The organism is Mycobacterium sp. 852002-51152_SCH6134967 (genome assembly GCF_001667105.1).
Taxonomy (GTDB): domain Bacteria; phylum Actinomycetota; class Actinomycetes; order Mycobacteriales; family Mycobacteriaceae; genus Mycobacterium; species Mycobacterium neumannii_A.
The window spans coordinates 1-26,493 of record NZ_LZIK01000067.1 but is presented as its reverse complement, the minus strand read 5'-3'; the positions used below and the strand labels follow the sequence as shown (position 1 = coordinate 26,493).

26 protein-coding genes are annotated in these 26,493 nt (G+C 66.7%); 11 read left to right on the top strand and 15 right to left on the bottom strand.

Annotated features, from left to right (window positions below):
• Positions 1 to 172: 172 nt before the first annotated feature.
• On the bottom strand, positions 173 to 1,063 hold the full coding sequence (ppk2, locus tag A5790_RS21080; RefSeq protein ID WP_064395844.1) for a polyphosphate kinase 2: 891 nt from the start codon (positions 1,061 to 1,063) through the stop codon (positions 173 to 175).
• A 65-nt stretch (positions 1,064 to 1,128) separates the two neighbouring features.
• Here ppk2 and A5790_RS21075 point away from each other — a divergent pair, with 65 nt between their 5' ends.
• Complete coding sequence (locus tag A5790_RS21075; protein WP_066848814.1) at positions 1,129 to 1,746, top strand: rhomboid-like protein; 618 nt, start codon at positions 1,129 to 1,131, stop codon at positions 1,744 to 1,746.
• Here A5790_RS21075 and A5790_RS21070 read toward each other — a convergent pair.
• Complete coding sequence (locus A5790_RS21070) at positions 1,725 to 2,354, bottom strand: DUF2510 domain-containing protein (protein ID WP_066848812.1); 630 nt, start codon at positions 2,352 to 2,354, stop codon at positions 1,725 to 1,727. The two genes, A5790_RS21075 and A5790_RS21070, sit on opposite strands and share 22 nt — an antisense overlap.
• A gap of 340 nt (positions 2,355 to 2,694) precedes the next feature.
• Here A5790_RS21070 and A5790_RS21065 point away from each other — a divergent pair, with 340 nt between their 5' ends.
• Positions 2,695 to 3,624, top strand: a complete 930-nt coding sequence (locus A5790_RS21065; RefSeq protein WP_066848833.1) for an NAD(P)/FAD-dependent oxidoreductase — start codon at positions 2,695 to 2,697, stop codon at positions 3,622 to 3,624.
• Here the strand turns inward: A5790_RS21065 and A5790_RS21060 are convergent.
• Positions 3,599 to 4,480, bottom strand: a complete 882-nt coding sequence (locus tag A5790_RS21060; protein WP_066848810.1) for an alpha/beta fold hydrolase — start codon at positions 4,478 to 4,480, stop codon at positions 3,599 to 3,601. The genes A5790_RS21065 and A5790_RS21060 overlap by 26 nt on opposite strands.
• Positions 4,481 to 4,525: 45 nt before the next feature.
• Between A5790_RS21060 and A5790_RS21055 the strand changes: the two genes are divergently transcribed.
• From A5790_RS21055 to A5790_RS21045, 3 genes are read left to right on the top strand one after another with little or no spacing between them, the layout of a single operon-like run.
• The gene (locus A5790_RS21055) at positions 4,526 to 5,134 is read left to right on the top strand and encodes a TetR/AcrR family transcriptional regulator (RefSeq protein ID WP_066848809.1); all 609 of its coding nucleotides are present in this window, start codon (positions 4,526 to 4,528) and stop codon (positions 5,132 to 5,134) included.
• Complete coding sequence (locus A5790_RS21050; protein ID WP_066848807.1) at positions 5,131 to 6,645, top strand: FAD-dependent monooxygenase; 1,515 nt, start codon at positions 5,131 to 5,133, stop codon at positions 6,643 to 6,645. The genes A5790_RS21055 and A5790_RS21050 overlap by 4 nt, the downstream gene beginning before the upstream one ends.
• Positions 6,646 to 6,653: 8 nt before the next feature.
• Positions 6,654 to 7,613, top strand: a complete 960-nt coding sequence (locus tag A5790_RS21045; RefSeq protein ID WP_066848830.1) for a zinc-binding dehydrogenase — start codon at positions 6,654 to 6,656, stop codon at positions 7,611 to 7,613.
• Here the strand turns inward: A5790_RS21045 and A5790_RS21040 are convergent.
• The 3 genes from A5790_RS21040 to A5790_RS21030 are packed head-to-tail and all read right to left on the bottom strand — an operon-like array spanning position 7,610 to position 11,186.
• Positions 7,610 to 9,691, bottom strand: coding sequence for a xanthine dehydrogenase family protein molybdopterin-binding subunit (locus A5790_RS21040; RefSeq protein ID WP_066848804.1), 2,082 nt, complete (start codon positions 9,689 to 9,691; stop codon positions 7,610 to 7,612). The two genes, A5790_RS21045 and A5790_RS21040, sit on opposite strands and share 4 nt — an antisense overlap.
• Positions 9,688 to 10,674, bottom strand: coding sequence for a xanthine dehydrogenase family protein subunit M (locus A5790_RS21035; RefSeq protein WP_066848802.1), 987 nt, complete (start codon positions 10,672 to 10,674; stop codon positions 9,688 to 9,690). The genes A5790_RS21040 and A5790_RS21035 overlap by 4 nt, the downstream gene beginning before the upstream one ends.
• Positions 10,671 to 11,186 carry a 2Fe-2S iron-sulfur cluster-binding protein gene (locus tag A5790_RS21030; protein ID WP_066848827.1) on the bottom strand — a complete coding sequence of 172 codons (516 nt, stop codon included), beginning with the start codon at positions 11,184 to 11,186 and terminating at the stop codon, positions 10,671 to 10,673. Before A5790_RS21030 ends, A5790_RS21035 begins: the two co-directional genes overlap by 4 nt.
• Before the next feature lie 58 nt (positions 11,187 to 11,244).
• Between A5790_RS21030 and A5790_RS21025 the strand changes: the two genes are divergently transcribed.
• From A5790_RS21025 to A5790_RS21010, 4 genes are all read left to right on the top strand, one after another.
• Positions 11,245 to 11,784, top strand: coding sequence for a YceI family protein (locus A5790_RS21025; RefSeq protein ID WP_066848799.1), 540 nt, complete (start codon positions 11,245 to 11,247; stop codon positions 11,782 to 11,784).
• Positions 11,785 to 11,933: 149 nt separating this feature from the next.
• Positions 11,934 to 13,472 (top strand): serine/threonine-protein kinase, encoded by a 1,539-nt coding sequence (locus A5790_RS21020; RefSeq protein ID WP_066848796.1) that lies wholly within the window; start codon positions 11,934 to 11,936, stop codon positions 13,470 to 13,472.
• 106 nt (positions 13,473 to 13,578) lie between these two features.
• Positions 13,579 to 14,040 (top strand): cyclic nucleotide-binding domain-containing protein, encoded by a 462-nt coding sequence (locus A5790_RS21015; protein ID WP_066848793.1) that lies wholly within the window; start codon positions 13,579 to 13,581, stop codon positions 14,038 to 14,040.
• 58 nt (positions 14,041 to 14,098) lie between these two features.
• Positions 14,099 to 15,484: a wax ester/triacylglycerol synthase family O-acyltransferase gene (locus A5790_RS21010; RefSeq protein WP_066848791.1), complete on the top strand. Its 1,386-nt coding sequence runs from the start codon at positions 14,099 to 14,101 to the stop codon at positions 15,482 to 15,484.
• Here A5790_RS21010 and A5790_RS21005 read toward each other — a convergent pair.
• The 3 genes from A5790_RS21005 to A5790_RS20995 are packed head-to-tail and all read right to left on the bottom strand — an operon-like array spanning position 15,467 to position 19,816.
• Positions 15,467 to 17,005 carry an MFS transporter gene (locus A5790_RS21005; protein ID WP_231987861.1) on the bottom strand — a complete coding sequence of 513 codons (1,539 nt, stop codon included), beginning with the start codon at positions 17,003 to 17,005 and terminating at the stop codon, positions 15,467 to 15,469. The two genes, A5790_RS21010 and A5790_RS21005, sit on opposite strands and share 18 nt — an antisense overlap.
• A gap of 10 nt (positions 17,006 to 17,015) precedes the next feature.
• On the bottom strand, positions 17,016 to 19,337 hold the full coding sequence (locus A5790_RS21000) for an alpha/beta hydrolase-fold protein (protein ID WP_066848789.1): 2,322 nt from the start codon (positions 19,335 to 19,337) through the stop codon (positions 17,016 to 17,018).
• 53 nt (positions 19,338 to 19,390) lie between these two features.
• Positions 19,391 to 19,816 carry a lipoprotein LpqH gene (locus A5790_RS20995; RefSeq protein ID WP_066848787.1) on the bottom strand — a complete coding sequence of 142 codons (426 nt, stop codon included), beginning with the start codon at positions 19,814 to 19,816 and terminating at the stop codon, positions 19,391 to 19,393.
• A 123-nt stretch (positions 19,817 to 19,939) separates the two neighbouring features.
• On the opposite strand from A5790_RS20995, the gene A5790_RS20990 reads away from it, so the two are divergent.
• Complete coding sequence (locus tag A5790_RS20990; protein WP_231987860.1) at positions 19,940 to 20,749, top strand: DUF1206 domain-containing protein; 810 nt, start codon at positions 19,940 to 19,942, stop codon at positions 20,747 to 20,749.
• Positions 20,750 to 20,806: 57 nt separating this feature from the next.
• Complete coding sequence (locus A5790_RS20985) at positions 20,807 to 20,980, top strand: CsbD family protein (protein ID WP_064427164.1); 174 nt, start codon at positions 20,807 to 20,809, stop codon at positions 20,978 to 20,980.
• 9 nt (positions 20,981 to 20,989) lie between these two features.
• Here A5790_RS20985 and arr read toward each other — a convergent pair whose 3' ends face one another.
• The 6 genes from arr to A5790_RS20955 form a co-directional block, all read right to left on the bottom strand.
• On the bottom strand, positions 20,990 to 21,418 hold the full coding sequence (gene arr / locus A5790_RS20980; protein ID WP_066848782.1) for an NAD(+)--rifampin ADP-ribosyltransferase: 429 nt from the start codon (positions 21,416 to 21,418) through the stop codon (positions 20,990 to 20,992).
• Between the two features lie 384 nt (positions 21,419 to 21,802).
• A complete protein-coding gene (locus A5790_RS20975; RefSeq protein ID WP_082961838.1) occupies positions 21,803 to 22,474 on the bottom strand; it encodes a M15 family metallopeptidase in 672 nt (223 codons plus the stop codon).
• 119 nt (positions 22,475 to 22,593) lie between these two features.
• On the bottom strand, positions 22,594 to 23,679 hold the full coding sequence (locus A5790_RS20970; protein WP_156656479.1) for a hypothetical protein: 1,086 nt from the start codon (positions 23,677 to 23,679) through the stop codon (positions 22,594 to 22,596).
• Positions 23,680 to 24,036: 357 nt separating this feature from the next.
• The gene (locus A5790_RS20965; protein WP_082961840.1) at positions 24,037 to 24,549 is read right to left on the bottom strand and encodes a peptidoglycan recognition family protein; all 513 of its coding nucleotides are present in this window, start codon (positions 24,547 to 24,549) and stop codon (positions 24,037 to 24,039) included.
• A gap of 182 nt (positions 24,550 to 24,731) precedes the next feature.
• Positions 24,732 to 25,193 (bottom strand): DUF3592 domain-containing protein, encoded by a 462-nt coding sequence (locus A5790_RS20960; protein WP_066848778.1) that lies wholly within the window; start codon positions 25,191 to 25,193, stop codon positions 24,732 to 24,734.
• Positions 25,194 to 25,276: 83 nt separating this feature from the next.
• Positions 25,277 to 25,909: a hypothetical protein gene (locus tag A5790_RS20955; RefSeq protein WP_231987859.1), complete on the bottom strand. Its 633-nt coding sequence runs from the start codon at positions 25,907 to 25,909 to the stop codon at positions 25,277 to 25,279.
• Between the last annotated feature and the right edge of the window lie 584 nt (positions 25,910 to 26,493).

Below are 26,493 nucleotides of genomic sequence, written 5' to 3'. Positions count from 1 at the left end.
CTGCGCCCCCAGGCGCTCATCGGGCGAGAGCTCCTCAGCCCCACAAGGCGCGGCGGTCAACGTCATAACCGCATCATCACACCCACCACCGACAAAAATTCGCCGTCCGCCGCTCACCGTGCTGAGATGACACGTGAACAGCGAAAACCGCTGCGTCGAGCCTGATTGACCCTCAGTCCTCCAGCGCCCGACCGACGATCAACGGGTCCGGCTCGCCGACCACCTCGTCGTCCTTATCGTCGTAGTCGAAGCGCGACAACAGGTATCGCATCGCGTTGATCCGTCCGCGTTTCTTGTCATTGCTCTTCACGACGATCCACGGTGCGTAGTCGGTGTCGGTCGCGACGAACATCTCCTCTTTGGCCCTGGTGTACTGCTCCCACCGGTTGACCGCTTCCATGTCCATCGACGAGAACTTCCACTGCCGCAGCGGATCGACCAGCCGGATCGCGAACCGCGTCCGCTGTTCGGCTGGCGAGACCGAGAACCAGAACTTGGTGAGGTGCAGCCCCGAGTTCACCAGCATCTCCTCGAACGCCGGTGCCTGCCGCATGAACTCGGCATGCTGTTTCGGCGTACAGAAGCCCATCACCCTCTCCACACCGGCGCGGTTGTACCAGGAGCGGTCGAACAGCACCATCTCCCCGGCGGTCGGCAGATGCCTGACGTATCGCTGGAAGTACCACTGCGACTTCTCTTCTTCCGTCGGCTTCTCCAACGCCACAACCCGGGCGCCGCGCGGGTTGAGGTGCTCCATGAACCGCTGGATCGAGCCGCCCTTACCCGCCGCATCCCGGCCCTCGAACACGATGACGTGCCGCGCGCCGGTGCGTTTGCTCCACTTCTGCAGCTTCAACAGTTCGATCTGCAGCTGCCGCTTTATCCGCTCGTATTCGTCGCGACTCATCCGCTCGTCGTACGGATACCGCTCGCGCCACGTCTCGATCGGCTTACCGTCGCGATCGAGCAGTACCGGGTCGTCTTCGTCCTCGTCGTTGACGGTGTATCCATGGTCGTCAGTCGACAATGCGTCGAGGTCGATTTCCGAGTCTGCAGTCGTCATCACCGGCTCCTAACGACGCTCACCTACCCGCAAGGCTGCCGGGCTAATCGCGCTAATCTCAGCGGGTGCGGCTTCACCGCGCCGTCGCCGGCGCCCCGTTCAGCTTCGCGTGGCTGCTCGTCTTGCTCATCACGACCCGCGTGCAGCGCTCGGCCGGACATCGGGGGTCGCGACGGATCCAGCGGAGGAATTCCACGAATCTGCGCCAGCTGCGCAGCGAACCCCATCGCGTCCTCACCACCAGCCTGTTCTGGCTCGACGACCAGAGGTGGTGGCCCTACGTCCCGGTGTTCGTCGGCGTCGTCGCCCCCGCGGAGCGCCGGTTGGGTTGGTGGCGTTGGCTTCTCGTCGGGATCGGCGCGCACGTCGTCGCTACCTACGTCGGCCAGAGCTACCTGCGGTTCCTCATCCGGAAGGGCCGAGCGCCGCAGCGAGCGGAGAACGCCCGCGACGTCGGCGTGAGCTACTTCGTCCTCGGGGTGGCCGGCGCCCTGTCGGGCTACACCCGCAAGCCGTGGCGCTCCGGTGCCCAGGCCGCCGCCGCGCTGGCGCTGGCCGGTAACGCCGCCGCCCGGCCCACGTTCACCGAAGTCGGCCACCTGACCGCGTTCCTCGTCGGGCTAGCGACCGTTGCGCTCGCACCCGACCGCGACGAGCAGCCCTATCCGTTGATACCCCTCTGACTCACGACCGTAGGCCGCTCACCGTTGAACCGCGTCACAGGCGGTGGCGGATACTGCCCGTAGATCCCAGCCGGATCGCCCTCGGCATAGAGCCTGCTCTCGTAGTCGGCGCGAGCCGCCAGAACGTCACGGCGATACTGCTCGCGTAGCTCTTGGGCTTCTCGAGCCTCGGCAGACTTGTGCCGCCAGAACAGGAATCCGCCGACACCGACCATGGGGACCAAGATGACAAGCAACCATGGGTTCTCGGCAAGGATGCCGAGCACGACGAGTCCGAGAACCACGCCCGCAACGATCAGCGGCGTCCGGGACCGCGTATTGACGTTCACACCACCGGGACCACCGCCCACCGCGATCGCTGATCCAGACGATCCGCCGAAGATGGCGAACAGAATCCAAAACGGCAGCCAGAGCCCGCAGGAGAGAAACGTCAGTACGAGGTGCAGCGCGTGGTTCGTTCCTCCGCCCGACGACACCGCCACAGCCACCGCTGTCGGTGCCGCGACGCTGGGCGGTGGTGTCGGCACAAAGTGTTGCGTCCACCGCTGGCCGTCGTAATAGCGCTGCCCCGGCTGGCCGCTGGGATCAGGGAACCAGCCCGCGCTCATCACGAAAACCCCTTCGCAGCAGAGTTCTTAATGCGCCCGGCCCAGCGCCGCGAGGCCAGTATTGGTATTTCTGTCCGGCACACAGTGCCTCCCCTCAGGTTGTCCACGGTCTTCAACATGTGGGCATCGATCGGCCCCCGCGGTGGTGAACCGTCCCCCGACGGCGCTCAACCCCCACGACCACTGACCGCAGCACAAACGCTACGAAAAATCGGGACCTGGGGAATCAGGGGTTTCCCTATGAACGAGTTTGCTGGATAACTCCGCCCTCGAGCACCTCGCTGACCTCGGCACATCGGCGCGGAGGTTTCGCGACGGCCACCTCGGGAACGATGTGGTGATGGATTGGGAATGTGCTGTCGTCGGGGGAGGGGCCGCGGGGTTGAGCGCCGCCCTCGTGTTGGGGCGCGCGAGACGACGCACGGTCGTCATCGACGCCGACGAACAGAGCAACCGCGTCTCGAGCGTGATTGGTGGTCTTCTCGGTCACGACCAGCGTCCACCCGCCGAGTTGTACGCGCAAGGCCGCCGCGAGCTGTCGGCCTACCCCAGCGTCGAGTACCGGCACGGCCAGATCATCAGCGGCCGCCCGGTGGACAATGGCTTCATCCTCGAACCCGACGACGGCGATCCGATTCTCACGAAGCGGGTCCTGCTGGCGACCGGCATGCAGTACAACCCGCCGGACCTGCCCGGGCTCGCCGAGCTGTGGGGCACCTCGGTCTTCCAGTGTCCGTTCTGCCACGGCTGGGAGATGCGCGACAAGCGGCTGGCCACCATGGCCGCCGGGGAGGAGGCGATGCACTCGGCGCTGATGCTTCGGGGCTGGAGCGACGACGTCGTGCTGCTGACCGATGGGCGCACCGACCTGTCACCCGAGGACAAGCGGGTGCTGAAGGCCGCCAACGTGACCATCGAGGACCGTCGTGTCGTCGAATTGCTCAGCGAGGACGGACAACTGAGCGCGATCGCATTCGCCGACGGTGACCGGCTCGCGCGCGACGGCCTGCTCGTCGAGGCGCCCCTCAAGCAACGCTCACCGCTCGCCGACCAGCTGGGCGCCGCATGCACACCGGGCCCGCTGGCTGCAGACACCATCAGCATCGACCCGATCCATCGCACCGAGACCAGCGGAGTGTTCGCCGCGGGCGACCTGTGCAGCGAACAGCCCTACGTGGCAGGTGCGATCGCCGCGGGATCGAAGGCGGCGATGATCATCGTCCAGAGCCTGCTGGCCGACGAGTTCAGCCTGCCGTACCCCCCGATCTGAGCACGCTCGCGGCGACGAACTCCCGCAGCTCGTCGGCAAGGCGGGCGGGCTGATCCAGCGGTATCAGCGTGTAGCTGTCACGGATCTCGACCAGGCAACCATGCGGGAACAGTGATTCCAGACGTCGGCCGTGCTCAGCGGGCATCACCTTGTCTTCGGGTGCCCACGCCACGAGTACCGGCCTGTCGAAGGTCCGAAGCTGTTCAGTCAGCTCGGCCAGGCGCGCCCGGCTGGGCGTCGAGCCAGCGAAGGTACGTAGGTCGCGTCGTACTCCGCTGTCGACCAACGCTGGGCGGAACCATTGGTCCATCACGTCTTTGGGTATCGGGTGCTTGGCCATCCAGCCCCAGCCGCCAGGGGCGCGGCGGAACCAGTCGAACCGCTGTAGCTGCATCGTCAGCCACAGGGCGCCGGGGATTTTCGCGCAGGAGGCGACGGCCTTGCCCGGTAGTCCTGGCGGATAGTTTTCGAAAGCCTCGCAGGCAACCAGAACCAGTGCGGCGATCCGCTCGGCGCCCTCGGCGACCAGGAACTGCGCACCTCCCCAGTCGTTGAGCACCAGGGTGACGTCCCGGAGATCCAACCGGTCGATGAACTCGCCGACTAGCGCCGCGACACCCTCATGGGTCACCAGCTCCCCACGCCTCATCGGCTGGCGGTGGCTGCCCAGCGGCAGGATCGGACAGATGCATCGATGCTCGGGCGCCAGCCGCGCAACCACGTTGTCCCACACGGAGTTATCCATGTTCACCCCGTGCAACAGCACGACGACGGGGCCGTTGCCGCCTGTATCCGAGTATTCGATGACTCCGGCGCTCAGGTCGACCCGATGCTGGGCCTGGAGAACATTTCGCATGGCACCTCCTAGACAGACCGACCGTCGGTCTGTAGCGTAAGGCAGGTGCGGGAGATAAAGCAACCTGAAGTTCGGAAGAGTGAGATCGTCAGCGCCGCGCTCAAGTTGTTTACGGAGAACGGGTACGAAAAGACCACCGTCGCTGCGATCATCGGCGAGCTCGGCGTCGCGAAAGGCTGCTTCTACCACCACTTTCGATCCAAGGACGAGGTGTTCGAAGTCTGCGTGCTTGCGGCCTCGCAGCAGATCGCAGACACGTGGATAGCGGCGCTGACAAACCACTCGAGGTCCCCGACTGCGCGCCTGATGGACTTTCACTTCAGCTACCGGGAACTGACTGATGCCGCCACCTCGGGTTTGATCGCTGATCTGTACTCGCGGGCGTTTACCGATATGCACCACCGCGTGACCGCGCAGGTCGCCACCGACGTGCTGCCCGCCGTGACAGCGCTGATCGAAGAAGGCGTGCAGCAGGGCGAATTCAGCGTTAGTGATCCGCATTTCACCGCCGTCGTCCTGCTCGGCGCCCTGCAGGGACTGCATGAGGCGTACGCCCCGCTGACCGATCTGGATCAGGCCGCGCACAGACGCAAGCTCGTCGAGGTGTTCGAGCGACTCCTGGCTGCCAAGATCCCCGCAGAGGAGGAATCATGAACGCCGACCATACCGATGTGCTGATCGTCGGCGCGGGGCCCACCGGTTTGACGATCGCCAATGAACTGGTCCGCCGCGGTATCCGCACCCGCATCATCGACGCCGCCGCCGGACCCAACACCGAGACGCGCGCACTGGGCGTGCAGGCTCGCAGCCTCGAACTCTTCGACCGGCAGGGGATCACCGAACAGCTGCTCGCGCGCGGGCTCAAAGCGCGAGTCTTCAACGTTTTCAGCGAGAACCGCCAGATCCTGCGAGCCGACTTCGCCGGTCTGGCATCGCCCTATCCATTCCTGCTGATGATCCCGCAGAACGAAGTGCAAGAGGTCCTCACCGCGAACCTCGCCGCGCTTGGCACCCACGTCGAGCATCAGGTCGAGATGGTGGCGCTCACTCAGCACGCCGACCACGTGAGCGTCGAAGCGCGGCGGTCCGATGGCAGCAGCGAAACGGTGCGGGCGGGCTGGATCGTCGGCGCGGACGGGGCGCACAGCAGCGTCCGCCGACAGCTCGGGTTGCGCTTTCTCGGCTCGTCGTTCGAGGAGAACTTCGCGGTCGCCGACCTCCGAATGAACTGGGACCTTCCCGGCGACGAGTTCTTCGCCTTCCTCAACCGGGGCAGGTTCGTCGCCTACTTTCCGATGCTGCACGGCTGGCATCGCATAGCGGTCGCACAGTATGAGCAACCCGCGCCCGCCGGGGACGTGACACAGGCCGAATTGCAACGCGCCGTCGACATCTGCGCGCCGCCGGGCGCCAAGATCGCCGAAATCGGGCAGGCCGGCCGCTTCCGGATCAACCAGCGCAGAGTCGAATCACACTCGGCCGGGCGAGCTTTCCTCATCGGCGACGCCGCCCATATCCACTCGGTGGTCGGCGCACAGGGCATGAACACCGGCATCCAGGACGCCTTCAACCTCGGGTGGAAACTCGCCGCAGTCGCGCGGGGTGAGGCGGACCGAGCGCTGCTCGACACTTACGCCGCCGAGCGCTCACCGGTCGCCAGACGACTCGTCAAAGGAACCCGACGCATCACTCGGATGACCCTGCTGCGCAACCCGGTGAGCACGAAGATGCGCCGCACCATCGCTCCGCACATCCTGGCGCGTCGACCGGTCCAGCGCACTCTGTTGCGCGCGATCTCACAGATCGATGTGTCCTATCACGATGACTCGGGTAGCGCGCCGCAGGGCCGGGCCGCCATCGGCGACCGTGCACCCGACGTGGCGCTCGCCCCGCAGGATGGCACTACCACCCGGCTTTTCGACCTGCTGGACCCGACGCGGCACACCCTGCTGACTGTCGGTGACGCCACGCCGCCCGCTTCCGAATTACCCGATCGGATACGCGCAGTACGAGTCGACGACCTCGCGGTCGCTGCCACCTACGATCTGCCCGGCGGTGGCTACGTGCTCATCCGGCCTGACGGTTACATCGCTTACCGCAGTGATCAGCGCGACCCGACGTCGGTGATCGAGAGCGTCGACCGCGTTCTCGCCCAACCTGTTTAGGAGTGACGATGAAAGCCGTCTGGATGGCCGAGTTCGGTGGACCAGAAGTGCTGCATGTCGGTGACAGCGCGGTGCCGGTGCCCGGACCGAATGAGGTGCTGATCGAGGTGGAGGCAGCCGGCATCACCTACGGCGACGTGATGAAGCGCCAGGGTGCGTTCGGCACCTTCGACTTGCCTGCGGGAATGGGGCAGGAGGTCGCGGGGACGGTTCGCAGCTCCGTCTCGGGTGGACCTGCCGTCGGGTCACGGGTGGCGGCGATGGTTGAGCATGGCTACGCCGAGTTCGCCATCGCGCAAACTGGTTCGGTTGTGCCGCTGCCTGATTCGGTGAACAGCCATGATGCGGCCATCCTCTGGGTCCACGGAGCGACCGCCTACCAGACATTGCGCGACGCCGGGAGAATCACGCCCGGCGATACCGTGCTGGTGCACGCCGCCGCGGGAGGTGTCGGAACCCTCGCGATCCAACTTGCCCGACTGCTCGGCGCTGGCGTCGTCATCGGCACGGCGGGAACTCCGCAGAAACTCGACCACATTCGGTCGTACGGCGCCGACTTCGCCGTGGACTACTCCGAAGCCGGATGGGCCAAGACTGTGCTCGAGTTGACCGACGGGGGTGGGGTCGACCTCGTGCTCGACTCCGTCGGCGGTCAAACCTCGCAAGACACCCTGAACTGCATCGCGCCGTTCGGCCGGATCGTCACGTTCGGAGCCGCAAGTGGAACCCCGCCGATGTACTCGGGGATGGCCTTGATGACACAGAACCTCACGGTGACCGGCTACTCCCTGATGGGCTGGCAAAGTCGCCAGGACGCGGTCAGCCAGGCCCTCGAACACCTCCTCGCATTCACCGCCGACGGCCGACTCCGCCCGAAAGTCACCGAGTACCGCCTCGATGACGTCATCGAAGCGCACCGCGCACTCGTCGACCGACAAACCGTCGGCAGCCTCGTGTTACGGCCTTAGCCCAGCAGCGCGTCGCACATCACGGGCAGATCCCGCACCCGGATGCCCGTGGCGTGATAGACGGCGTTGACCACCGCCGCGGCAGAGCCGACGATGCCGATCTCACCCGCGCCGCGCGAGCCCATCGGATTGGCGTGCTTGTCGACGTCGTCGAGCCACATCGCCTCGATCGCGGGGACGTCGGCGTGCGAGCTGATGTGGTACGTCGCCAGATCCCGGGTGACGATGTGACCGAAGCGGGGATCGCGCACGCTCTCCTCATGCAGCGCCATCGACAGTCCCATCGTCATGCCGCCGATCAACTGCGAGCGCAGTGTCGCCGGGTTGATCGCCCGGCCGATCGAGAACACACCCAGCATCCGCGACACTCGGATCTCGCCCGTGTATCGGCTGACCCGCGCCTCTACGAAATGCGCACCGAACGAATACATTCCGAAGTTCGGCGCCTCCTCGTTCTCCGGCGCTTCCGCGGTGGTGGTGACGCCGACCTCCGGGTGGTCGCCGTGGTCGTGCCGGAACTGTTGTGCCGCAGCGACGATGGCGCGACCCCACGAGCTGATGCCCGACGAACCGCCCTCCACCGATGCGGCGGGCAGATCGGTGTCGCCGATCTGCAGGTCGATCGCCGAGAGCTCGCAGCCCAGCGCATCGGCGGCGATCTGGCTCAACGCCGTCCACGTGCCGGTGCCGATGTCGACGGCACCGATCGCGACCGTGTAGCGGCCCGGGGCGACACATTCGACGCGGGCGCTGTTGCCCGGCTGGATCATCGCGGGATACACCGCGGACGCCACACCCATGCCGACCAACCACTCACCCTCGCAACGGGTTCCAGGCTCCGGGTCACGTGATGCCCAACCGAACCGCTCCGCACCGGTCTGCAGGCACTCGACCAGGCGACGGTCCGACCATGGGTTACCGGTCTCAGGATCGACGTCGGGTTCGTTGCGGATGCGCAGCTCGATCGGGTCGAGGCCGCACGCGACGCCCAGTTCGTCCATCGCGACCTCGAGAGCGAACATGCCGGGACACTCGCCGGGCGCGCGCATCCAAAACGGGACGGGCACGTCGAGCGCCGCCAGCCGGTGTGACGTCTTGCGATTCGTACCCGCGTACATCATGCGCGTGGGGACCGCGGCCTGCTCGGCGAACTCCTTGACCGTAGCGGTCTGGGTGATCACGTCGTGGCTCGCCGACGTCAACGTCCCGTCACGCTCGGCACCGAGGCGCAGGTGATGAATGGTCGGCGGGCGATATCCGACGAAGTCGAACATCTGCTGCCGGGTGACCGCGAACTTCACCGGCCGTCCCGGAACCCGTTGCGCCGCCATCACCGCCAGCACATTGTGCGAGTGCGGCGCACCCTTGGAGCCGAACCCGCCGCCCACGTTCTTCGCGATGACGCGCACCTGTTCGGGGTCGAGGCCGAACGTCGTCGCCATCTCCTTGCGCACCACGTGGACGCCCTGCGTCGAATCCCACAGCGTCAGCGTGTCGTTGTCCCACAGAGCGATACACGCGTGCGGCTCCATCGGATTGTTGTGCTCGTGCGGTGTCGAGTAGGTCTGATCGACGACGACCGGCGCGTCGCGCAGCGCGGCCTCGGCGTCGCCCTCGGCGGTGTCGGTCGGATAGCCCGCGTTGACTTGCTCGGGCGCATACAGCTTCGGATCGTCGGCGCGGAGTTCGACGTCGTGCCGAGAAGAGTCGTACTCCACCTGCACCAGACCCGCTGCATGACGGGCGGTCTCGGCGCTCTCGGCCAGCACGGCGCCGATCAACTGGCCACGGTAGTTCACCTGCGGGCCCTGCAAGATCGTGAGGTCACCGTTGGAGGTGTCAGCCAACTGAGACTTGTCAAACACGCTGAGCACGGCGAGAACTCCGTCGACCGCTTCGGCGGCGGAAGTGTCCATGGTCGTGATGCGGCCGTGGGCGATGGTGGCCTGGACCGGATGGAGGTAGGTGGCGTTCTCGACCGCGTACTCGTAGGCATAGTCCGCGGTCCCGGTGACCTTGGCGGGCCCGTCGAGACGGGTGACACGTGTACCGATGGCGCGGGGTTCGAGGGTGGTCATCGTTGCTCGCTCACTTCGGTCAGGGTGGCGATGATGGTGCGGCGGGTGAGTGCGACCTTGAACTCGTTGCCCGGCAACGGTTGCGCATCCCCGAGTTCGGCGTCTGCGGCCCGTCGGAACGTGTCTTCGGTGGCCGGCGCACCTGTGAGGACCTCTTCGGCGCGGCGCGCACGCCACGGTTTGTGGGCGACGCCGCCGAGTGCGATGCGGGCGCTCGTGACGCTGCCGTCGTCGACGACGAGTTCTGCGGCCACCGACGTCAACGCGAACGCGTAGGAGGCGCGGTCGCGCACTTTGCGGTACGTCGACCGGGCTCCGTTTTGCGGCGCAGGGATCTCGACCGCGGTGATCAGCGCGCCGGGTGGCAACTCGGTGTCGCGGTCGGGGCGGTCGCCGGGGAGGCGGTGAAATTCCGTCAGCGGTAGGCGGCGTTCGCCGTCGGCGTCTACGAACACGACCTGCGCGTCGAGCGCGGCCATCGCGACGGCCATGTCCGAAGGGTGCACGGCCACACAGTGTTCGGAGGCGCCGAGGACCGCGTGATAGCGCACGTAGCCGCCGATCGCGGAGCATCCCTCGCCCGGCGTGCGCTTGTTGCACGGTGTGGTGACGTCCTGGAAGTACACACATCGGGTGCGCTGCAACAGGTTTCCCGCGGTGGTCGCGAGGTTGCGCAACTGGCCGGAGGCCGCCGACAGCAACGCCCGCGCGAGGACGGGGTAGCGGCTGCGGACCACGGGGTGGGCGGCGAGGTCGCTGTTGCGGACGTCGGCGCCGACGCGCAGGGCGCCGTCGGGCAGCTGCTCGATATCGGTGAGCGGCAGGTGGCCGACGTCGACGACGAGGGACGGTTCGAGGATGCCGAGTTTCATGTGGTCGACGAGGTTGGTGCCGCCGGCCAGGAACACGGCGTCGGGACGCTCGGCGACCGCGGTGACCGCGTCGGCGACGCTGGTGGCGCGGTGGTAGTCGAACGGGATCATCGCGCGGCCTCGCCGATGGCGGCGACGATGTTCGGATAGGCGGCGCACCGGCAGAGGTTGCCGCTCATGCGTTCGCGGATCTCATCGTCGGAGAGTTCGGGCGGCTTTTCGAGATCGTCGGTGACGTGGCTGGGCGCGCCGGACTTGACCTCGTCGAGCATGCCGACGGCCGAGCAGATCTGGCCTGGGGTGCAGTACCCGCACTGGAAGCCGTCGTGGTCGAGGAACGCCTGGGCGACGGGATGCAGAGCGTCGCCGTCACCGAGGCCTGAGGCGGTGACGATCTCGGCGCCGTCGTGAGCGACGGCGAAGGCGAGGCAGGTGGTGGCACGGCGACCGTCGAGCAGAACGGTGCACGACCCGCACTGGCCGTGGTCGCAACCCTTCTTGGGCGCGGTGACGCCGAGGTGTTCGCGGAGCAGGTCGAGCAGGGTGACGCGGTTGTCGACGTGCACGGAGTGTTCGGTGCGATCGACGGACACGGTGATATCGGTGAAGTGGGCTGACTCCATTGTCGGCAGGTACCCGTGCCCGCGCTGGCGAAACGGCGCCACCGCGACAATGGACACTATGACCGCGCAAACCTGGAACCTGGACCAGTCGGACGGCGAGCTGAGGATCCGCACCGGCGTCGAGGGCCGGGCGGCAAAGATGGGTCACCGCCTGACCATCGCCATGAACTCCTTGCATGCCGCGGTCGCATGGTCCGACGGCGAACCATCCAGGGTGACGCTCAAGGTCGAGGTCGACTCGCTCGAGGTGCTCAGCGGGGAGGGTGGTGTGACGCCGCTGACCGGACCGGAGAAGGCACTCGCGCGGTCCAACGCGCTGAAAGTGCTGAATGCGAAGCGCTTTCCGCGCATCGAGTTCGAAACCAGCGACATCGAGAAGACCGGCGACCGATACCGTCTCACCGGAACGCTGCAGATCAACGGCAAGACACGCGACCAGGTCGTCGACGTGGCCGTACAGGAAGCCGACGGTGTGTGGCGTATGTCATGCGAAACCACCGTGCGGCACTCTGACTTCGACCTCAAGCCGTACTCGATGCTGATGGGCTCAATGAAGGTCGCCGACGCCGTGACCGTCGCATTCACCGCGACGAAATAATCGGTAGCCTGGCGCACTGAGGAAATCGCCTGTGCTGCTGCGATATCGGAGTCGCCGGGCCACCCGCTGCGGGGAGCGGGTTACGTAAGACGGCGTTGCGGGAACACCACTGGTTGCTGCGCTGGTGTCGGAAAGAGAAAGGATGGCATGTGAGCCCTCCGAAGGGCGGTTCCCGTCTGGGCACGCGATTCGGGCCGTATGAGCTGAAGTCTCTGATCGGCGTCGGCGGCATGGGCGAGGTGTACCGCGCGTGGGACACCGCAAAGGAACGGACCGTGGCCATCAAGCTGCTCCGTCCGGATATGGCGGCCGATCCCAACTTTCAGGAACGCTTTCGGCGTGAGTCGCGCGTCGCCGCGCGCCTGCAGGAACCGCACGTCATCCCCGTGCACGACTTCGGCGACATCGACGGTGTGCTCTACATCGACATGCGCCTCGTCGAAGGAGCCAGCCTCAAGGAGTTGATTCGAACCGCCGGCCCGTTGCCCGCGACGCGCGCGGTGTCGATCATCACCCAGGTCGCGGCCGCGCTGGACGCCGCGCATTCGAATGGGCTGGTACACCGCGACATCAAGCCAGAGAATGTGCTGCTGACCCACGACGATTTCGCCTACATCGTCGACTTCGGCATCGCGCACGGCGGCGGCGAAGCGAACGTCACCAAGACCGGCCTGGTCATCGGGTCGTGCGCCTACATGGCGCCGGAACGCATCAGTGGCGAACGCGGCGGCCCGGCCTCCGACATCTACTCGCTGACCTGCCTGCTCTACGAATGCCTGACCGGCCGCGCGCCGTACGACTCCGGCGACCTGCGCGAGATCATGGGCGCGCACCTGTTCTCGCCGCCGCCGCGCCCGAGCATCATGCGACGCGGCATCAGCCGGGCGTTCGACGAGGTCATCGAGCGGGGCATGGCGAAAAAGCCCATGGATCGCTACACGACGGCCGGCGAGTTGGCCAAGGCGGCCGCCGCTGCGGCCGAGCAGCCACCGGTCGCGATGCCGGTAGCCCCGCCACCGCCGCCGGCTCCGTCGACGCGCCAGTTCTCGGCCGTCGACCCGAACCCGGCGAGCACCCGATATCAACCGATGTACGCCCCGCAGCCGCCGCCGCCCACGAACCGGAAGCGGTTCGGTCCGGCGCAGGTCGGGCTGGTGGTGACGACGGTAGTGCTGTTCACCGCCGCGGTGGTGCTGGCCATGGTGCTGGCGTTTGGCGACAACGGTGGGTCCGCGCCGCAGACGCCGCTGGCCGTGCCGCCGTCGACGACGACCGAGACGTCGACCCCGCCGACGACCACCGCGCCGTCGACGACGACCACCACGACGACGCCCACGACCAGCGGACCGCCGATCGCCGGGGTGTCGGGTACGGACTCGCAGGGCTTTATCGGGCACACCACGCGCTGCGACGCGGGAAGCACGCCGGTCGCGGCGATCCGGACGGCGCAGTCGCTGGCGGTGATCTGTGAGACGGGCCAGGGCACCTATCAGTACCGCGGGGAGCGCCTGCGCGACGGGGCCAACGTGCAGCTCAACAACGCGCGGCCGGTGGGCAACGGGTTCGTCGCCACGAATCCGGCCGACGGCGCACGCTACGACGTGCAGCCCGGTCTGCTGACGATTTCGAGCAACGGCAAGGTCGACTCGGCCGAACCGGCGCTGGAGTACGGCTCGGCGAACCGCTGACCGGCGACTTGTGCACATCTAGGAGCGCTCAGCGCTCGTTTCTGTGCACAAATCGCAGCAGGAGGACTACCGTTCTGCCAGGAGACACCGCAGATCGGGGGAGCTCATGGACAACCGCAGGTACTCGCGCGAGAGCGAACAGGCCCGCCGACAGGAGATCGAGCAGGACGCCCGCCGGCTCCGCGAGTTCGAGACCTTCTCCAAGTTCTCCGACAGCGACCTCAGACGCCTGGTCGAAGCGGCGCATCGCACGTCGACGTCGGGGCCGTGGCCGCTGATCCAGGAGCAGACCCCGTCGGACGCCTGCTACATCCTGCTCAGCGGCGAGGTCGGCGTCTACGTCGGCCACGACCGCATCGCCGTCGTCGGCCCCGGCGAGGTGATCGGCGAATCGGTGCTGCGCCGCGGTGCACTGCGCAACGCGACCGTGACGACGACGGGGCGAGCAGACGTGCTCCACATCAACCGCGACGACCTCGCCCGGTTGATCGATGAGATGCCTGCGCTGCGCGAGGCGATGGACGCGACCGTTGCCCGCCACGCCCCGCAGGCCACCAAGCAGGGCTGAATCGGCAGTAACTTCGCTCATGGTTTGACGCACCTGTCAATGCGGGTACGCCGCGTCAATGGAACGGCTGAGTGCATTCGACGCAACGATGCTCTACAGCGAATCATCCAGTGTCCCACTGAATGTGTGTTCAATCGCCTGCCTTGATACGTCGACGATCCCCGGTGGTTACGACTTCGACCGAGTCCGCGAGCATCTGGCCACGCGCTTGGAGGCTCTGCCGGAGCTGCGGGCAAAACTCGCCAACAGTCAGCTGAACCTCGATCATCCGGTGTGGGTGGACGACGACGAGTTGGACCTCGAGTACCACCTGCACCGCATCGCGCTGCCCGCGCCCGGCGGGCGCAACGAACTGGTCAATGTCTGTTCGCGCATCGCCGCGGCACCCCTCGACCGCAGCAAGCCGTTGTGGGAGATGTGGGTGATCGAGGGCATCCACGAAACCGATCCGTTCGACGCCGGAGACGTCGCGTTGATGATCAAGGTTCATCACGCGGCAGTGGACGGGGTGTCGGCGGCCAACCTGATCAGCAAGCTGTGCGATCTCGAACCCGACGGCCCCCCACCTGAGCCCGTCGAGGGCGTCGGCGGCGCCCGGCCGTTCGAGATCGTGGCCGACGGTTTGGTGCGTGCTTTCACCCGTCCGTGGCAACTGACCAGAGCGGTGCCCGCCACGTTGTCGACCGTCTTCAGCACGATCACCCGCGCCCGCTCCGGCACCGCCATGGCCGCCCCGTTCTCGGCTCCGGCGACGGTGTTCAACGCCGAGATCACCTCCGACCGCACCATCGCGCTGGCGCAGCTCGACCTCGACGACGTCAAGCGGGTCAAGAACGCCTTCGACGTCAAACTCAACGACGTGGTGATGGCGCTGTGCGCCGGAGCGTTGCGTGAGTACCTGCTCAAGCGAGGCGAGCTGCCGGACGATCCGCTGATCGCGGTGGTCCCGGCGTCGGTGCACGACAAGTCCGATCGGCCCGGCCGCAACAAGCTCTCGGGCTTCTTCAACAACCTGCAGACCCATATCGACGACCCCGGCGAACGGCTGCGCACCGTCGCCGAATCCAGTTCGCGCGCAAAGGCTCACAGCGCCGACATCGCACCGACCCTGCTGGCCGACGTGACGCAGGCGTTGCCGCCCGCCTTGTTCGGCATGGCGATGGAGGTGCTGTCCCACACGCCGCTGAAGCACACACCGATCCACAACGTGGTCATCTCGAATGTGGCCGGGCCGCAGGACAAGCTGTACGCGATGGGCGCCGAGATGAAGGCGCTCTACCCGCTCGGCCCGATCTTCCACGGCTCCGGGCTGAACATCACGGTGATGTCGTTGACCGGCAAGCTGAACGTCGGGATCATCGCGTGCCGCAAGCTGGTCAACGATCTGTGGGACCTTGCCGACCGCTTCGACACCGCGCTGGACGAACTACTGGCCGCTTGCTGAGCGGTTCGCGGGCTTGATCAACCAGAGCGCCAGGATGATCGCTGCGACCGGGCCGACGGCCATGATCACGCTCAGTGTGTGGATGGCGTCGACGGCGTTGTGCGGCGCCTGCTCCACCACCAGCCGGGCCTGCTCGGGGTTGACCATCTGCGCCCCGTGACCGCCGTGCACGGTCAGCAGCGCCTCGCGGGTCTCGGCGCGCGTGATGCCGGAGCGGGACAGGTCGTGCGCGCTGTCGGTGAGGAACAGGTTGATGCCGACGAGCGCGAAAAGCGCAGGCCCGAGCGAGTACCCGCCTTCGTTGACCGCGCTCTTGACGGCGGAAACCGCGCCGCCGAGATCGGTTGGCGCACTGCTCATCATGATCGTGGCTTGCGGCGTCGTGACGAGCGCGCCGCCGACGACGATCAGCGCGGTGGTGACGAACACCGTCGTGCGCGTCGTGTCGAGGTCGAAGAGCCTCATCGACAACAGCCCGCCGAGCATGACCAGGAGCCCGGTGATCATCACGGTGCGCGGGCTGAACCGGTTCGCGGCGGGTCCGGCGGAGGTGGCGGCGACGGCGGCCAGCGCGGTGGCGGGGATCAGCAGCAGGCCGAACAGCTCGTGCGACTCCTTGCGGACCGTGACGAGATAGAACGACAGCAACACCATCGACCCACCGAGCACGATGTTGAACAGCACGCCGGCGGTCACGGCGGCGTTGAACCGGCCCGACCGGAACACCCGCATGTCGAGCGCCGGATCCTCAACACGCAACTCCTGCATGACGAATGCGCACCCGGCCACCAGGCCGACGCCGATCGCGACCAGTCCCACGGTGTTGATCCCGGTCTCGATGCGCGAGACACCGAAGATCAGCCCCAGCAGCGCGACGGCGAACAACGCCATCCCGAGCACGTCGAGCCGACGGTCCGCGCGCACCGTCTCGGGCACGAACCGCCACGTGACGAGCAAGCCGAGGACACCGATGACCGGCGCCACGAAAAAGCAGGCCCGCCAACCGATCGCGTGGCCGAGCATGCCGCTGATCGCCGGCATCGGGGTCGCGACGGCGTAGCCGACACCGAAGTACGCCGCGATCGCCGCGGCCCGCCGGCCCGGCGGAAACGCCGCGTTGGTGATCGCAAGCGACAGACCGATCAGAAACGCCAGCGTCACACCGGCACCCGCACGGGCGACGATCAACACCGCCGGTGCGGGCGCCGCGGCGGCGAGCACGCTGAACGCGATCGCCCCGGCCAGCCCGAACAGATACATCCGCCGCATGCCGTACAGGTCACCTAGCGCACCAGCGCTGAGGACGGCGGCGGCCAGGGTCAGGGTGGCCAGGCTGGCGACGAACGTCGCGGTGGATCCGGTGATGCCCACGCCGGCCGAGACCAGTTGCAGGTTGGCCGAGAAGGTGGTCGGGTCGCCGATCGCGATCGCATAGCCGAGGCCCATGGCGAGCACTGTCATGACAGCGGCGAGCCCCGACACCTGACGCTGCTCGGCGTCGACACGAGGAGCGTCCGGCACGCGCGGGATGTTACCGGCGCAGCAACGCCGCCATCACCTCTTTCGAGGGCACGGTCGCAGCGGTCAGGGCGATGGTGTGCCGCCCGACGGGTACCAGCACGTCCGCACCGGCCGGTTCGCCGTCGAGCAGAACCGCCACATCGGGCGGCAGCGCGGCGAGTTCGATACGCGTCTCGGTGTCGGTGGAGATATCGATGCTCGACGTGTTCAGCGACGCGAGCCCGGCCCGGGCGACGTCGACGGTGATGCCCGCGACGCCGGTCAGCTTCAGCGTCAGGAACGGCATGGGCTCGACGCCCGGGCCTGTGCGCCAGAGCAGTTCGGTGTACAGGCCCGGGGACAGGTCGAGGTCGGGTTCGACGCCGCGGCGACGGCGGATCGTGCGCGTCGGGTCGGGGCGCGCATACGACCGCGCGTCGACGGTCGCGACGGCGCCGCGCCTACCGGCCAGGTCGGGATCGGCGGTCAGGTTCGACAACCACCAAACCTGCTGCGGCCCGAGGCCGAGATCGGGCCGCACCAGCTCCGGGTACCACGAGTAGGTGATGTGCCCGGGGTCGGGCTGGCGGAGTCCGGTGCCCATGTGCGCGATCGGGTCGTCGAATTCGTCCTCGAGCACCCACGTCACGTGGTCCTCGAAGGGGTAGACGGTGAACCGGTAGCGGTAGCCCAGCCGGTCGAGTTCGAGCACCTGGGACAGCACCGACGTGATCGGCACGAACTGGTCGAGTACGCCGTGGGCGATGACGAACGGCAGCCATCGCCCGTTGGGCAGCAGTTCCCAGGTATCGCCTTCGCGGGCGCAGTGCGAGTCGAAGTCGAGGTCGCCGGGGAGGTCGACGTCGGGCAGCAAGCGCACACCGCAGACGGGAGGCCCGGCCAGCACGACGGCCTGGGCGAACACCTCCGGATACGTCAGCCCCAGTTTGTAGGCCGCGTAGCCGCCCATGGAGTAGCCGGAGACGACGGTGCGGTTGGGGTCGGTGCCGAGCTGTTCGGCCACCCGGGCCCACACCTCCCACACGTCGAGTTCGCCTTCGTCGAAGTACCAGCACGACGGACCGCGGGCCAGCGGCGTCACCACCACCGATTCACGGTCCTCGCAGACCTGGTGCAGCAGCCGCGGGTCGATCGCGGCGAACTGGTTCTGCCCCAACGCAAGTGAGTGCAGCAGCAGCGTCAACGGCAGCTGCCGGCCGGGCGTGTACGTCGAGGGCAGGCACACCGAGTAGGGCTGCACGCGGCCGAGGAACTGTGGATCGGTGCTCAGAATGTTCGTCTTGGCGACCCCCTGGCCCAGCTCGATCGAGGAGACGTACCAGCGGGTGGAGGTGCCGCGCACGATCGGCTCCTCGGTGGTGGCGCGCTCGGCGAGCTGGTCCCAGACGAGCAGAACCGAGAACTCGGTGACGTCGCCGTCGCTGAGCGCTTCGGCTTGGGCCTGGTCCGACCAGAAGTTCAGATGTGCCTTCTCCTGCTGGTGGGTGCGGAAGGCGACGTTGTAGACGTTCGGCTGGCCGGGCCGCGCGCCGCGACCGACAGGCACGTCGGCGAAGCCGTCGCCCGCGTCGTTGGCCAGCCCGGCGGCCAGCCGGACCGTCCAGGTGCCCTCCGGTTCGGCAAGCGAGCGGGGGACTTTGGCGAGGAAGGACCGGGACTGCATGTCGACCTCGTGCTCGACGGGCGTCGACGACTGCGTGGCGAGGTCGATCAGCCGCGCGCCAGTGGCGGAGATGAGCAGGGCCGTGTCGATGCCAGCGGAAGTGACGCCGGCCCCGGCGGGCCATTCGCTGGTGGGCGCCGCGGTGCGGTCGGTGTCTGATGTCGCCGCCGGAGCGGCCCCGGTGTCAAAAGTGAACAGCGCGACCGGGATTGACGGGTCGATCAGGGTGTTCCAGTCGACGCGCCACCATGTGTGGGTGTCGGTGAGGCCGATCGCGGCGCGGAAGATGTCGGCGCCGTTGCGGGCGGCGGGCCCGTCGGGGTAGACGTAGGTGCCGCGCGGGGGGACCAGGCCGCCGGTCGGGATGTCGACGAGCAGGCCGGTGGCGCCGTGGTCGTCGTAGAGAAAATCGGTCCAGAAGAACGCGCCGTCGGCGTAGCGACCCGTTCCGCAGGTGCGGGGGAAGTCTTCGCCGAACGGCCAGCTCTGAGGCGCGGGCAGCTCGGGTTCGGGGCGCAATGCCGCGTCGGGCACGCCTTCGGGCATGCCGCCGATGACGACGAGTTCCGATTGCGGGCCACGCGATTCGGGGGTGACGGCTTTGAGCACAGTGTCTGCCGCACGGCGTCCGATCCGCAGTGGCAGCAGCGCCAGGTCGATGAGGGACATAACCCCCAACGTAGGAGCAGTCCGTCGTTCCGCGGGGATTTACCGTCGGCGACTCAGCAGGGCGCTTTGATCTCGAAGGGCATCGTGCGGGATTGGCCGGGATTGCGCCCGTCGGCGCCGACGACGGTGCCGGTGATGGTGTAGACGTTGCCGTTGATGGTGGCCTCGGCTTTGCCCGCCTCGCCCCCGGAAACCCCGTTGATCTCGTTGACGTTCTCGATGTTGACGGTCCGCACGACCGGCTGTTCGCCGCCGAGCTCCAGGTACACCTGCGCGCTGCCGGTCTTCGCCTTTGCGTCGATCTGCATCGACCACTGAAGCTGGGTGCACTCGACGGTCCGGGTGTCCACACCGTTGCCGTCGATGACGATCCGGCCGGATCGGGCGGGCTCTTCAGACGGCGTCTCCCCGACCAGGCCACAACCCGAGACGAGTGCTGCGACCGCCAGCACCGGTACACCACTGGACCGCAACCGCATGTGACACCTCCCTCTGGCGTGGGGAGGTTACCCCGGCGGGGCGGCGCCGGGGGCGGTCATCGGCCGTTTCGCCGGAAAATGGCTGGGGTAATAGAGCCGGATGTCAGGTGGTCCGGTGACAACGTGAGCTTCAAGGGCGCGGTCAACGATGCCACCGGAAGCCGCGTGGTCCAGTTCTGCGCCCGTGCGGGATATCCGGTCAGCGGAACACTGCACCTGCTGGTGGCCTACACGATCCTGCGGATCGCGCTCGGTCTCGGCGGTGAAGCCGACCAATCCGGTGCCCTGAGGACGCTGGCCACCGAGGGCGGCGGAACCTTCTCGCTGTGGATCGTCGCCGCCGGGCTGATCGCGCTGGCGATGTGGCGGTTCGCCGAAACGGTGTTGGGGCTGCATCCCGGTGAAAGCACCGAGGCGCACAAACGCGATTCGCCACTGACGAACCGGCTCAGGGCCTTTGGGCTGGCGCTGGTGTACTGCGCGGTGGCCTTCACCGCGATCCAATTCGCGCTGGGTGCGCGGACGAAGGGCAGCGAGCAGACCGCCGGGTTGAGCGCGAGGTTGATGCAGTCCGACGGCGGCAAGGCGGTTCTGGTGCTCGCTGGACTCGCGATCGCCGTGATCGGCGCCTACTTCGTCCACAAGGGTGCGACGCGCAAGTTCCTCAAAGACCTCACCGTCCCGGGTGGTCGGCTGGTCACGGTGCTGGGCATCTGCGGCCATGTCGCCGAGGGTCTGGTGCTGTTCGCGGCCGGCCTGTCGGTCGTGGTGGCGACCTACGTGAGCGATCCGGCCAAATCGACTGGCCTCGACGGTGCGGTCAAGGCACTCGGACGCGCACACTACGGTGACGCGATCTTGATCGCTGCGGCAACCGGTTTCGCGGCCTACGGGCTTTACAGCTTCGCGCTGGCCCGCTACTCGCGCATGTGAGGTTTCCATTTGCGGCTGCTGAGGTAATCGAACGGCAGTCGACTTCGAGGAGGAAGCGTGAGCGCAGCGGATAAAGCACGGAACAAGGTGGACAACCTCGCCGGTAAGGCGAAGGAAGCGGTCGGCAACATGACCGGCGACGCGCGCACCCGCGACGAGGGCCGCAGCGATCAAGCGAAATCCAACTTCAAGGATGCCGGCGAGAAGATCAAGGACGCCTTCAAGAAATAGTTCTCTGGCTCAGTCGTAGATGACGGCCAGGCCCCGGCGCCGGAGGTCCTCCAAGCCGTCGAGCATCGCCTGAAGCTGCTCGGGTGGATGCCCGACCCAATCGGTGATCTCGCCGACGATTCTCACCGGCTCGCGGGTTCGGTAGGAGCGCGTCGGATTGCCGGGCAGCTTCTTGTCCGTGACGTTCGGGTCGTCCTCCACAACGCCAAGAGGTTCGACGATGTAGATGCGACCCCGTCCCTCGCCTTGCGCCATCTCAGCGCCCCAGGTGGCGGCATCCAAGGTCTGCGTTATGTAGACGTGGTTGGAGATGCGCCCGTCTTCGAAGTTCGACGGACGCCCCGGCACCAGCAGATCGCCCACGGCGAGGTCCGCCTTGGTGCCGTGGAGGTAAGCGCCAGACTCGTGGACTTCGAATGGCTTTGGCGGGTTCGACACACTGCTCCTTCATCCGTTGCGGCGATGGCCGGACGATTGTGCAGCACGTCAGGGGCCTTGCCGCAAGCCCCACCCCCTGTCGTAAAGTGAGAGTGGGAAGACATTCGCAGGGTCGTTACTACTGCCGCCTGTTCCCGAAAATCCTTTTCGCAGAGTCGGCGTCCTCGATGAGGTGCTCTGGATCGTCAGGTGGTGAGCTTCGTGGGTCGGGATAGATCTCGTGACGGTAGGGACGTTCGGAATTCAGTTCCCAGGGAAACGGCATACGTTCTCCATCGGCGTGGGCAATAGCGCAAGACGCTACGCAACATCGGCCGGAGCCGGGTAACTGTCCGGTACGGGTTGTATTGCGAATGAGGAACTTGAATTCTTTTCGGGCGGAACTTATTCGGGCTTCTCGAAGTGCTGGTAGTCCTTCGGGTTCTGCCAATCGCCGCCCCACGTCCAGCCGCGGTCGGTGAAGACCCGGACCGCGGGATCGCCAGCGTGCAGTAGGCCCGGGTCGATGCGGGTGCGATCGAGATACGGTGCAGCGTTGGCGGGCTGGAGGTCACCCGCATTGTCGATGTAGGGGTTGATGAGCGGATTGATGTCGATGGCCCGGCCGTAGGCGTGGTGGGACCAGTTGCCGGACCCGGGGATGTCGCGGCAGTTGAACGCTGAGGTGTTGTTGTCGCGCATGGACAGTTCGTCCTCGGCGCCCGGGTAATCGTCGGGCGTGCGCATCTTTCCGATCGGATAGCGCGCTTCACGGAGCTCTTCGAAGATCTCGATGACCTCGGGTACGAGGTCTTCGTGCACGACCAACTCTCCGCGATGCGTCTGCAGGTCCATTCCGAGATGGTCGATTTCGATGCGCCGCAGTCGCTCCGGGCCGAGAGGACAACCGGGATGCCAGCTTTCACCGAGGTCGGCCGCGGTGACCGGCAGAACCTTCGGAGGTGGCGGCGGCGTGGTCGTTGGCGGGGAAGGGGCCGCGGCAGTGGCGGTCTGCGTCGTGGTGGTGGGCGATGGCGGGGTGGACTCGGCCGACGGTGGCGAGGAGGTGCACTGCACGAGCAGCGCAGTGGCCGCTAGAACGACGACCGCTCGAGCTGAGCCGCCTCGATGACACAGCACCACAGCGGGATCTTACCCTCGGGCGACGCTATCGAGGCAGCTGCGATGGCGGCCCATTAGTTGTAGTCGGTGCTGCCCTCGACCGCGTGAGTGGTGCTGACCAATTTCGCGAAGCAGTGGTCGCGGTCGAATTGGTTGCTTCTGCACCATGCCAAGGCGCCCTCGGCGGTCGGGTATGTGGGCCCGGCGATCGTCACCCAGAAATTGGAATCCGAGAACGTCGACCAGTCACCTGACCACAGCAGCCGAGCACCGGGGTAGGTCTGGCGGAGCCGCTGGTGTTCGGCCAGGATCGCCGCGTTTGTCCACGTGTGTCCTTCGGCGACCAAACCGAGCCGCTTGGAACTCAATTGCGGCACCCAGGTATCGGTCATGGTCGCCAGCACCATTGGCTTATCGCTCGCGACGATCGAGCGAAGTTGGTTTCCGCTTGAGGTCTCGGCGTCGGGCAGTGGCGCCGGGATGGGTGCGGGGCGGGCTGTGGGGCGGCTGGTGCTTTCGATGATGTTGGCCATCAGCGACGGCACGGTCGTCGACCCGCCGATCTGGGTCTCGTAGGTCATCGCTCCCTGTACCTCGACGTACAGTGTCACCCTGTCCTTCTGGACGAAGTTGGCGACCATGTCCGCGTCATGAGCGGTGACGAACGTGTTCTGGTCGTAGTCGTATGCGTTCGTCCCGGGCGCTGGCCCGGTGTCCGCGCGGAACGACGTTGCGCCCGTTGCGGAGTCGAACTGCGTGATCACGCCGTAGACGACGATCTTCTGACCGGCCCACGCGTCGGGATCCTTGGCCATGAGGGCGAACTCGCGCTGAGTCACCGTGGCGTATGTCGACCGGTCCAAGCGAGCGGTGTCCTGTGAAGTCCGGCGTCCGGCCGGCTCTTGCGGAACGGTGGGTGCCGGTGCGCTCGGAGCGGGCGCGGCGACTGTCGGCGACGGGAGCTCGGAGTCAGCCCCATCGGATCCGCGGAGCTGAAGACCCAGCAGTACACCGACCGCTAACACGAGAACGGCGATGCCGCCGGACAGGGAGGCGACAACGACCGGATTCTTCCTGCTGCGCTTGCTATCTGGTTCGTCGTAGCCATCTGGCCACGGGACGGCCGGTTGGTGGTCGTAGTACGGGTGGGGATAAACCATGGTCATGTCCTTCGGTCCGGCGGGTCGCTACGGCCGACGCGGTCAGCAGAGGAAGGTGTTGGCGGCGATCACCATCGCCTGAGCTTGCGCGACTTTGCCGAATGTTGCTGCGACTAGTGGTGCCGCCGCATTGCGAGTGCGCGTCATCTGGTGGTTCGTTGGTTCTTGATCTTGGATTGTCCGACGAGCAGTCCCTTTCGGGGTTCGTCTGGTGTCGACGGTACGGAGATGCCAGCGTCGAGGAATCAGGGGTTTCCCTATCAATTGTTTGCTGGAGGGGTTTTTCGCTCAGGTGCCGAAGTTTCGGACCTCATACGTCACAGCCGTAACGCACGGCAGCACGCGCCGCCGTTGTTGCTAGCGAAGACCCGCTTCGATCTCGGTGACAGCCTGGGCCGCCTCGGGCCCACAGATGGTGCGGAGCTCGACAGGCCCGAGGGCCAGAAGACGATCGATGCGGTCCTCGAGGTCGCCCGACGTGACATGGGCATAGAGGTTGGCGCCCGGACATGAGGTGTCATGGCTGGCGTCGCGATGGCCGGCGAGGGTGTCGGTCGGGATGTCGAATCGCTGGGCTGCCCAGGCAAGGGCGAGTGCGGCGCCGTTGAGCTGTGCTTCGGTGATCGGCTCTTTGTCGAAGTCGCCCTCGCAGACGACGAGGAAGTGGCCGGTGGGGTCGTAGTCGGTCGCGGTGTCGCCGACGAGTTCAGGCTTGCGCAGTTCGTAGATGTTGCCGTTGCGGTCGACGCTGAGGTGATAGGCGATGTCGATCCAGCCCTGGGTGTCTTGGTGGTAGTGCTGATGCTGGCGCAGGCGCGCCGGCGCGTTGGCGTTGTCGCCGAGGGGCACCGCCGTGTGGTGGATCGTCATGCGGACGGGCGTGTGTGGCGTGCCGCTGGGGCGGGGTGGTTTGGCACCCCACGCGTTGCGGCACAGGACGGACGGCGTTGGTGGAGCCGCCCTCGCGAACGCCTGCGGAGCGATCGAGGTTGCGGCTGCGAGACCGGCCAGTTGAAGAACCCGTCGGCGGCTGAGGTCGTCGGTGCGCACGGTCAGCCCAGCAGGGAGATTGCAGCGGCGATGAGGACGGCGACGCCGAGCGCCGTCATCACCAAAGACGAAGGGGTGCTGCGACGTAGCACTGAGTTCATCGGGTTCTTGGGATCGACCCAGACGTCGACGGGTTGGCCCGGGGCATATCGAGAGGCTTGTGCGGAAGCGATGCCGCCGAGGCCCATGCCGAAACCGAGGGGTGTGCCGAATGCGGCGCGCTGGCCGACGAAGGTGTGGCCGTTGAGCTGGTATTGGTAGGCGACGACGGAGCGCTGCACGTTGGCGCCCATGCGCCCGGCGCCGGCCTGGGTCTGGTAGCCGGCGACGCCGGAGCCGAGCATGACGCCAGGGACCTGTTGCCAGCCAAGGGCACCGATCAGTTGCAGCACTCCGGGCAGTCCGCGGAACAGCAGGAAGATCCCAATGATCAACAGGCCGATCTCGGTGACGTAGTTGGCCACCGCCGGAGCTTAACGCGGTGATCAGCGGCGGGCTGCGGGTTCTATCAGCCCCGGGTGGCGTGCTGCGGCGACGCCGACGCCGCTTAGATCGTCCGTCGTGCGGCGAAATCGGCGAATTGATCAAGATCGATGAATGCTCCGGCGAGTGCGTCACCGATCGTCGTTTCACCGATTCGGTCCCAGACCGACAGCCGACAGAGTTGGGGCGTTCGAGACTGCAGCGTCGCGATGTCTTTCACCGCATCGTAGAGCGCGCGTTGTTTCCATCGAGGTGAGCCGGGCCCGTCCAAGACACCGGGTGGGCTCGGCGGCCCGAACATCGACTCGCAGGATGGAGTGGTCCACCGCTTACCCCACCTGCCGGCGGCGAGGCATTCATCCTCGAAGTCTGCGCAGAGCTGGAGATAGGTGTCTCGCCACGGAAGGGTTGACGCCCAGTTCGGTTGCAGCGTGTGAGCGCGGTACCGGTTGAAGTGCAGCTCCTCGTCGAGTTCGATCACCAGCCCATCCGAGAACGCGAGGTCCCACGCCCCGGGCCGCAAGCGCGGCATCGGCATCTGTCCGCGGAGCGAGTTGAACAATTCCACCGCCCGCTCGCGAGCTTCGGAGCCGAGGGCCTCGACCCGAGGGGCGGGTGGAGCGCTGGGTGCGACAACGAAACCGGCCCGGATCATGAGATTCTGCAGCGCTTGTGCCCGAGCACCTGTGCGGACCACGGGGATCAGTGTGGCATTGGCGCGACGGGCCGTAAGGAACACGACGGGGAATGGTGGACCACGTGGGCGCGATCGCTCGCCGGGAGGGCCATCCCGGCCTGCGTCACATTTGCCTATGGTTCATGACGTAGGGCACGAGCTAACTGGGACATAGTTTGCTGACAGCTCCTCATAGTTTCCCATTTAACCCCTGTGAACTGGTCTTTTCCGGTCAGGCGTGCGCGAAGATCTTGATGCTGGTTGACCTGCGGGCGATTGGTCAACGCATAGGGGTGGTGGGTATCGTCCGCCGGCGATGGGAAGACACTCACTTGCCAAGATGCGGCGGTCTTCGCGCTTGGCGGTAGTGGCGGGCGTAATTTCGGCGGTCGCTTTGTTTGGTGTCGGCGCAGATAGCTATCCGCATGTCGTTGACTCATCGTGTTGCGGTGCCGCCCCGGCGCCAGAACCACCGTCTCCGCCGGTGAACCTGATGGCCGCGCAACCACCCGCCCCGATTCCCCCCCCCCCCTTGGCCCACGGCAAGGCGCCCGAAAACGGGCTGCACGAGGACAGCAACGTTGGGGGCCGGGGCCTCACAGCCC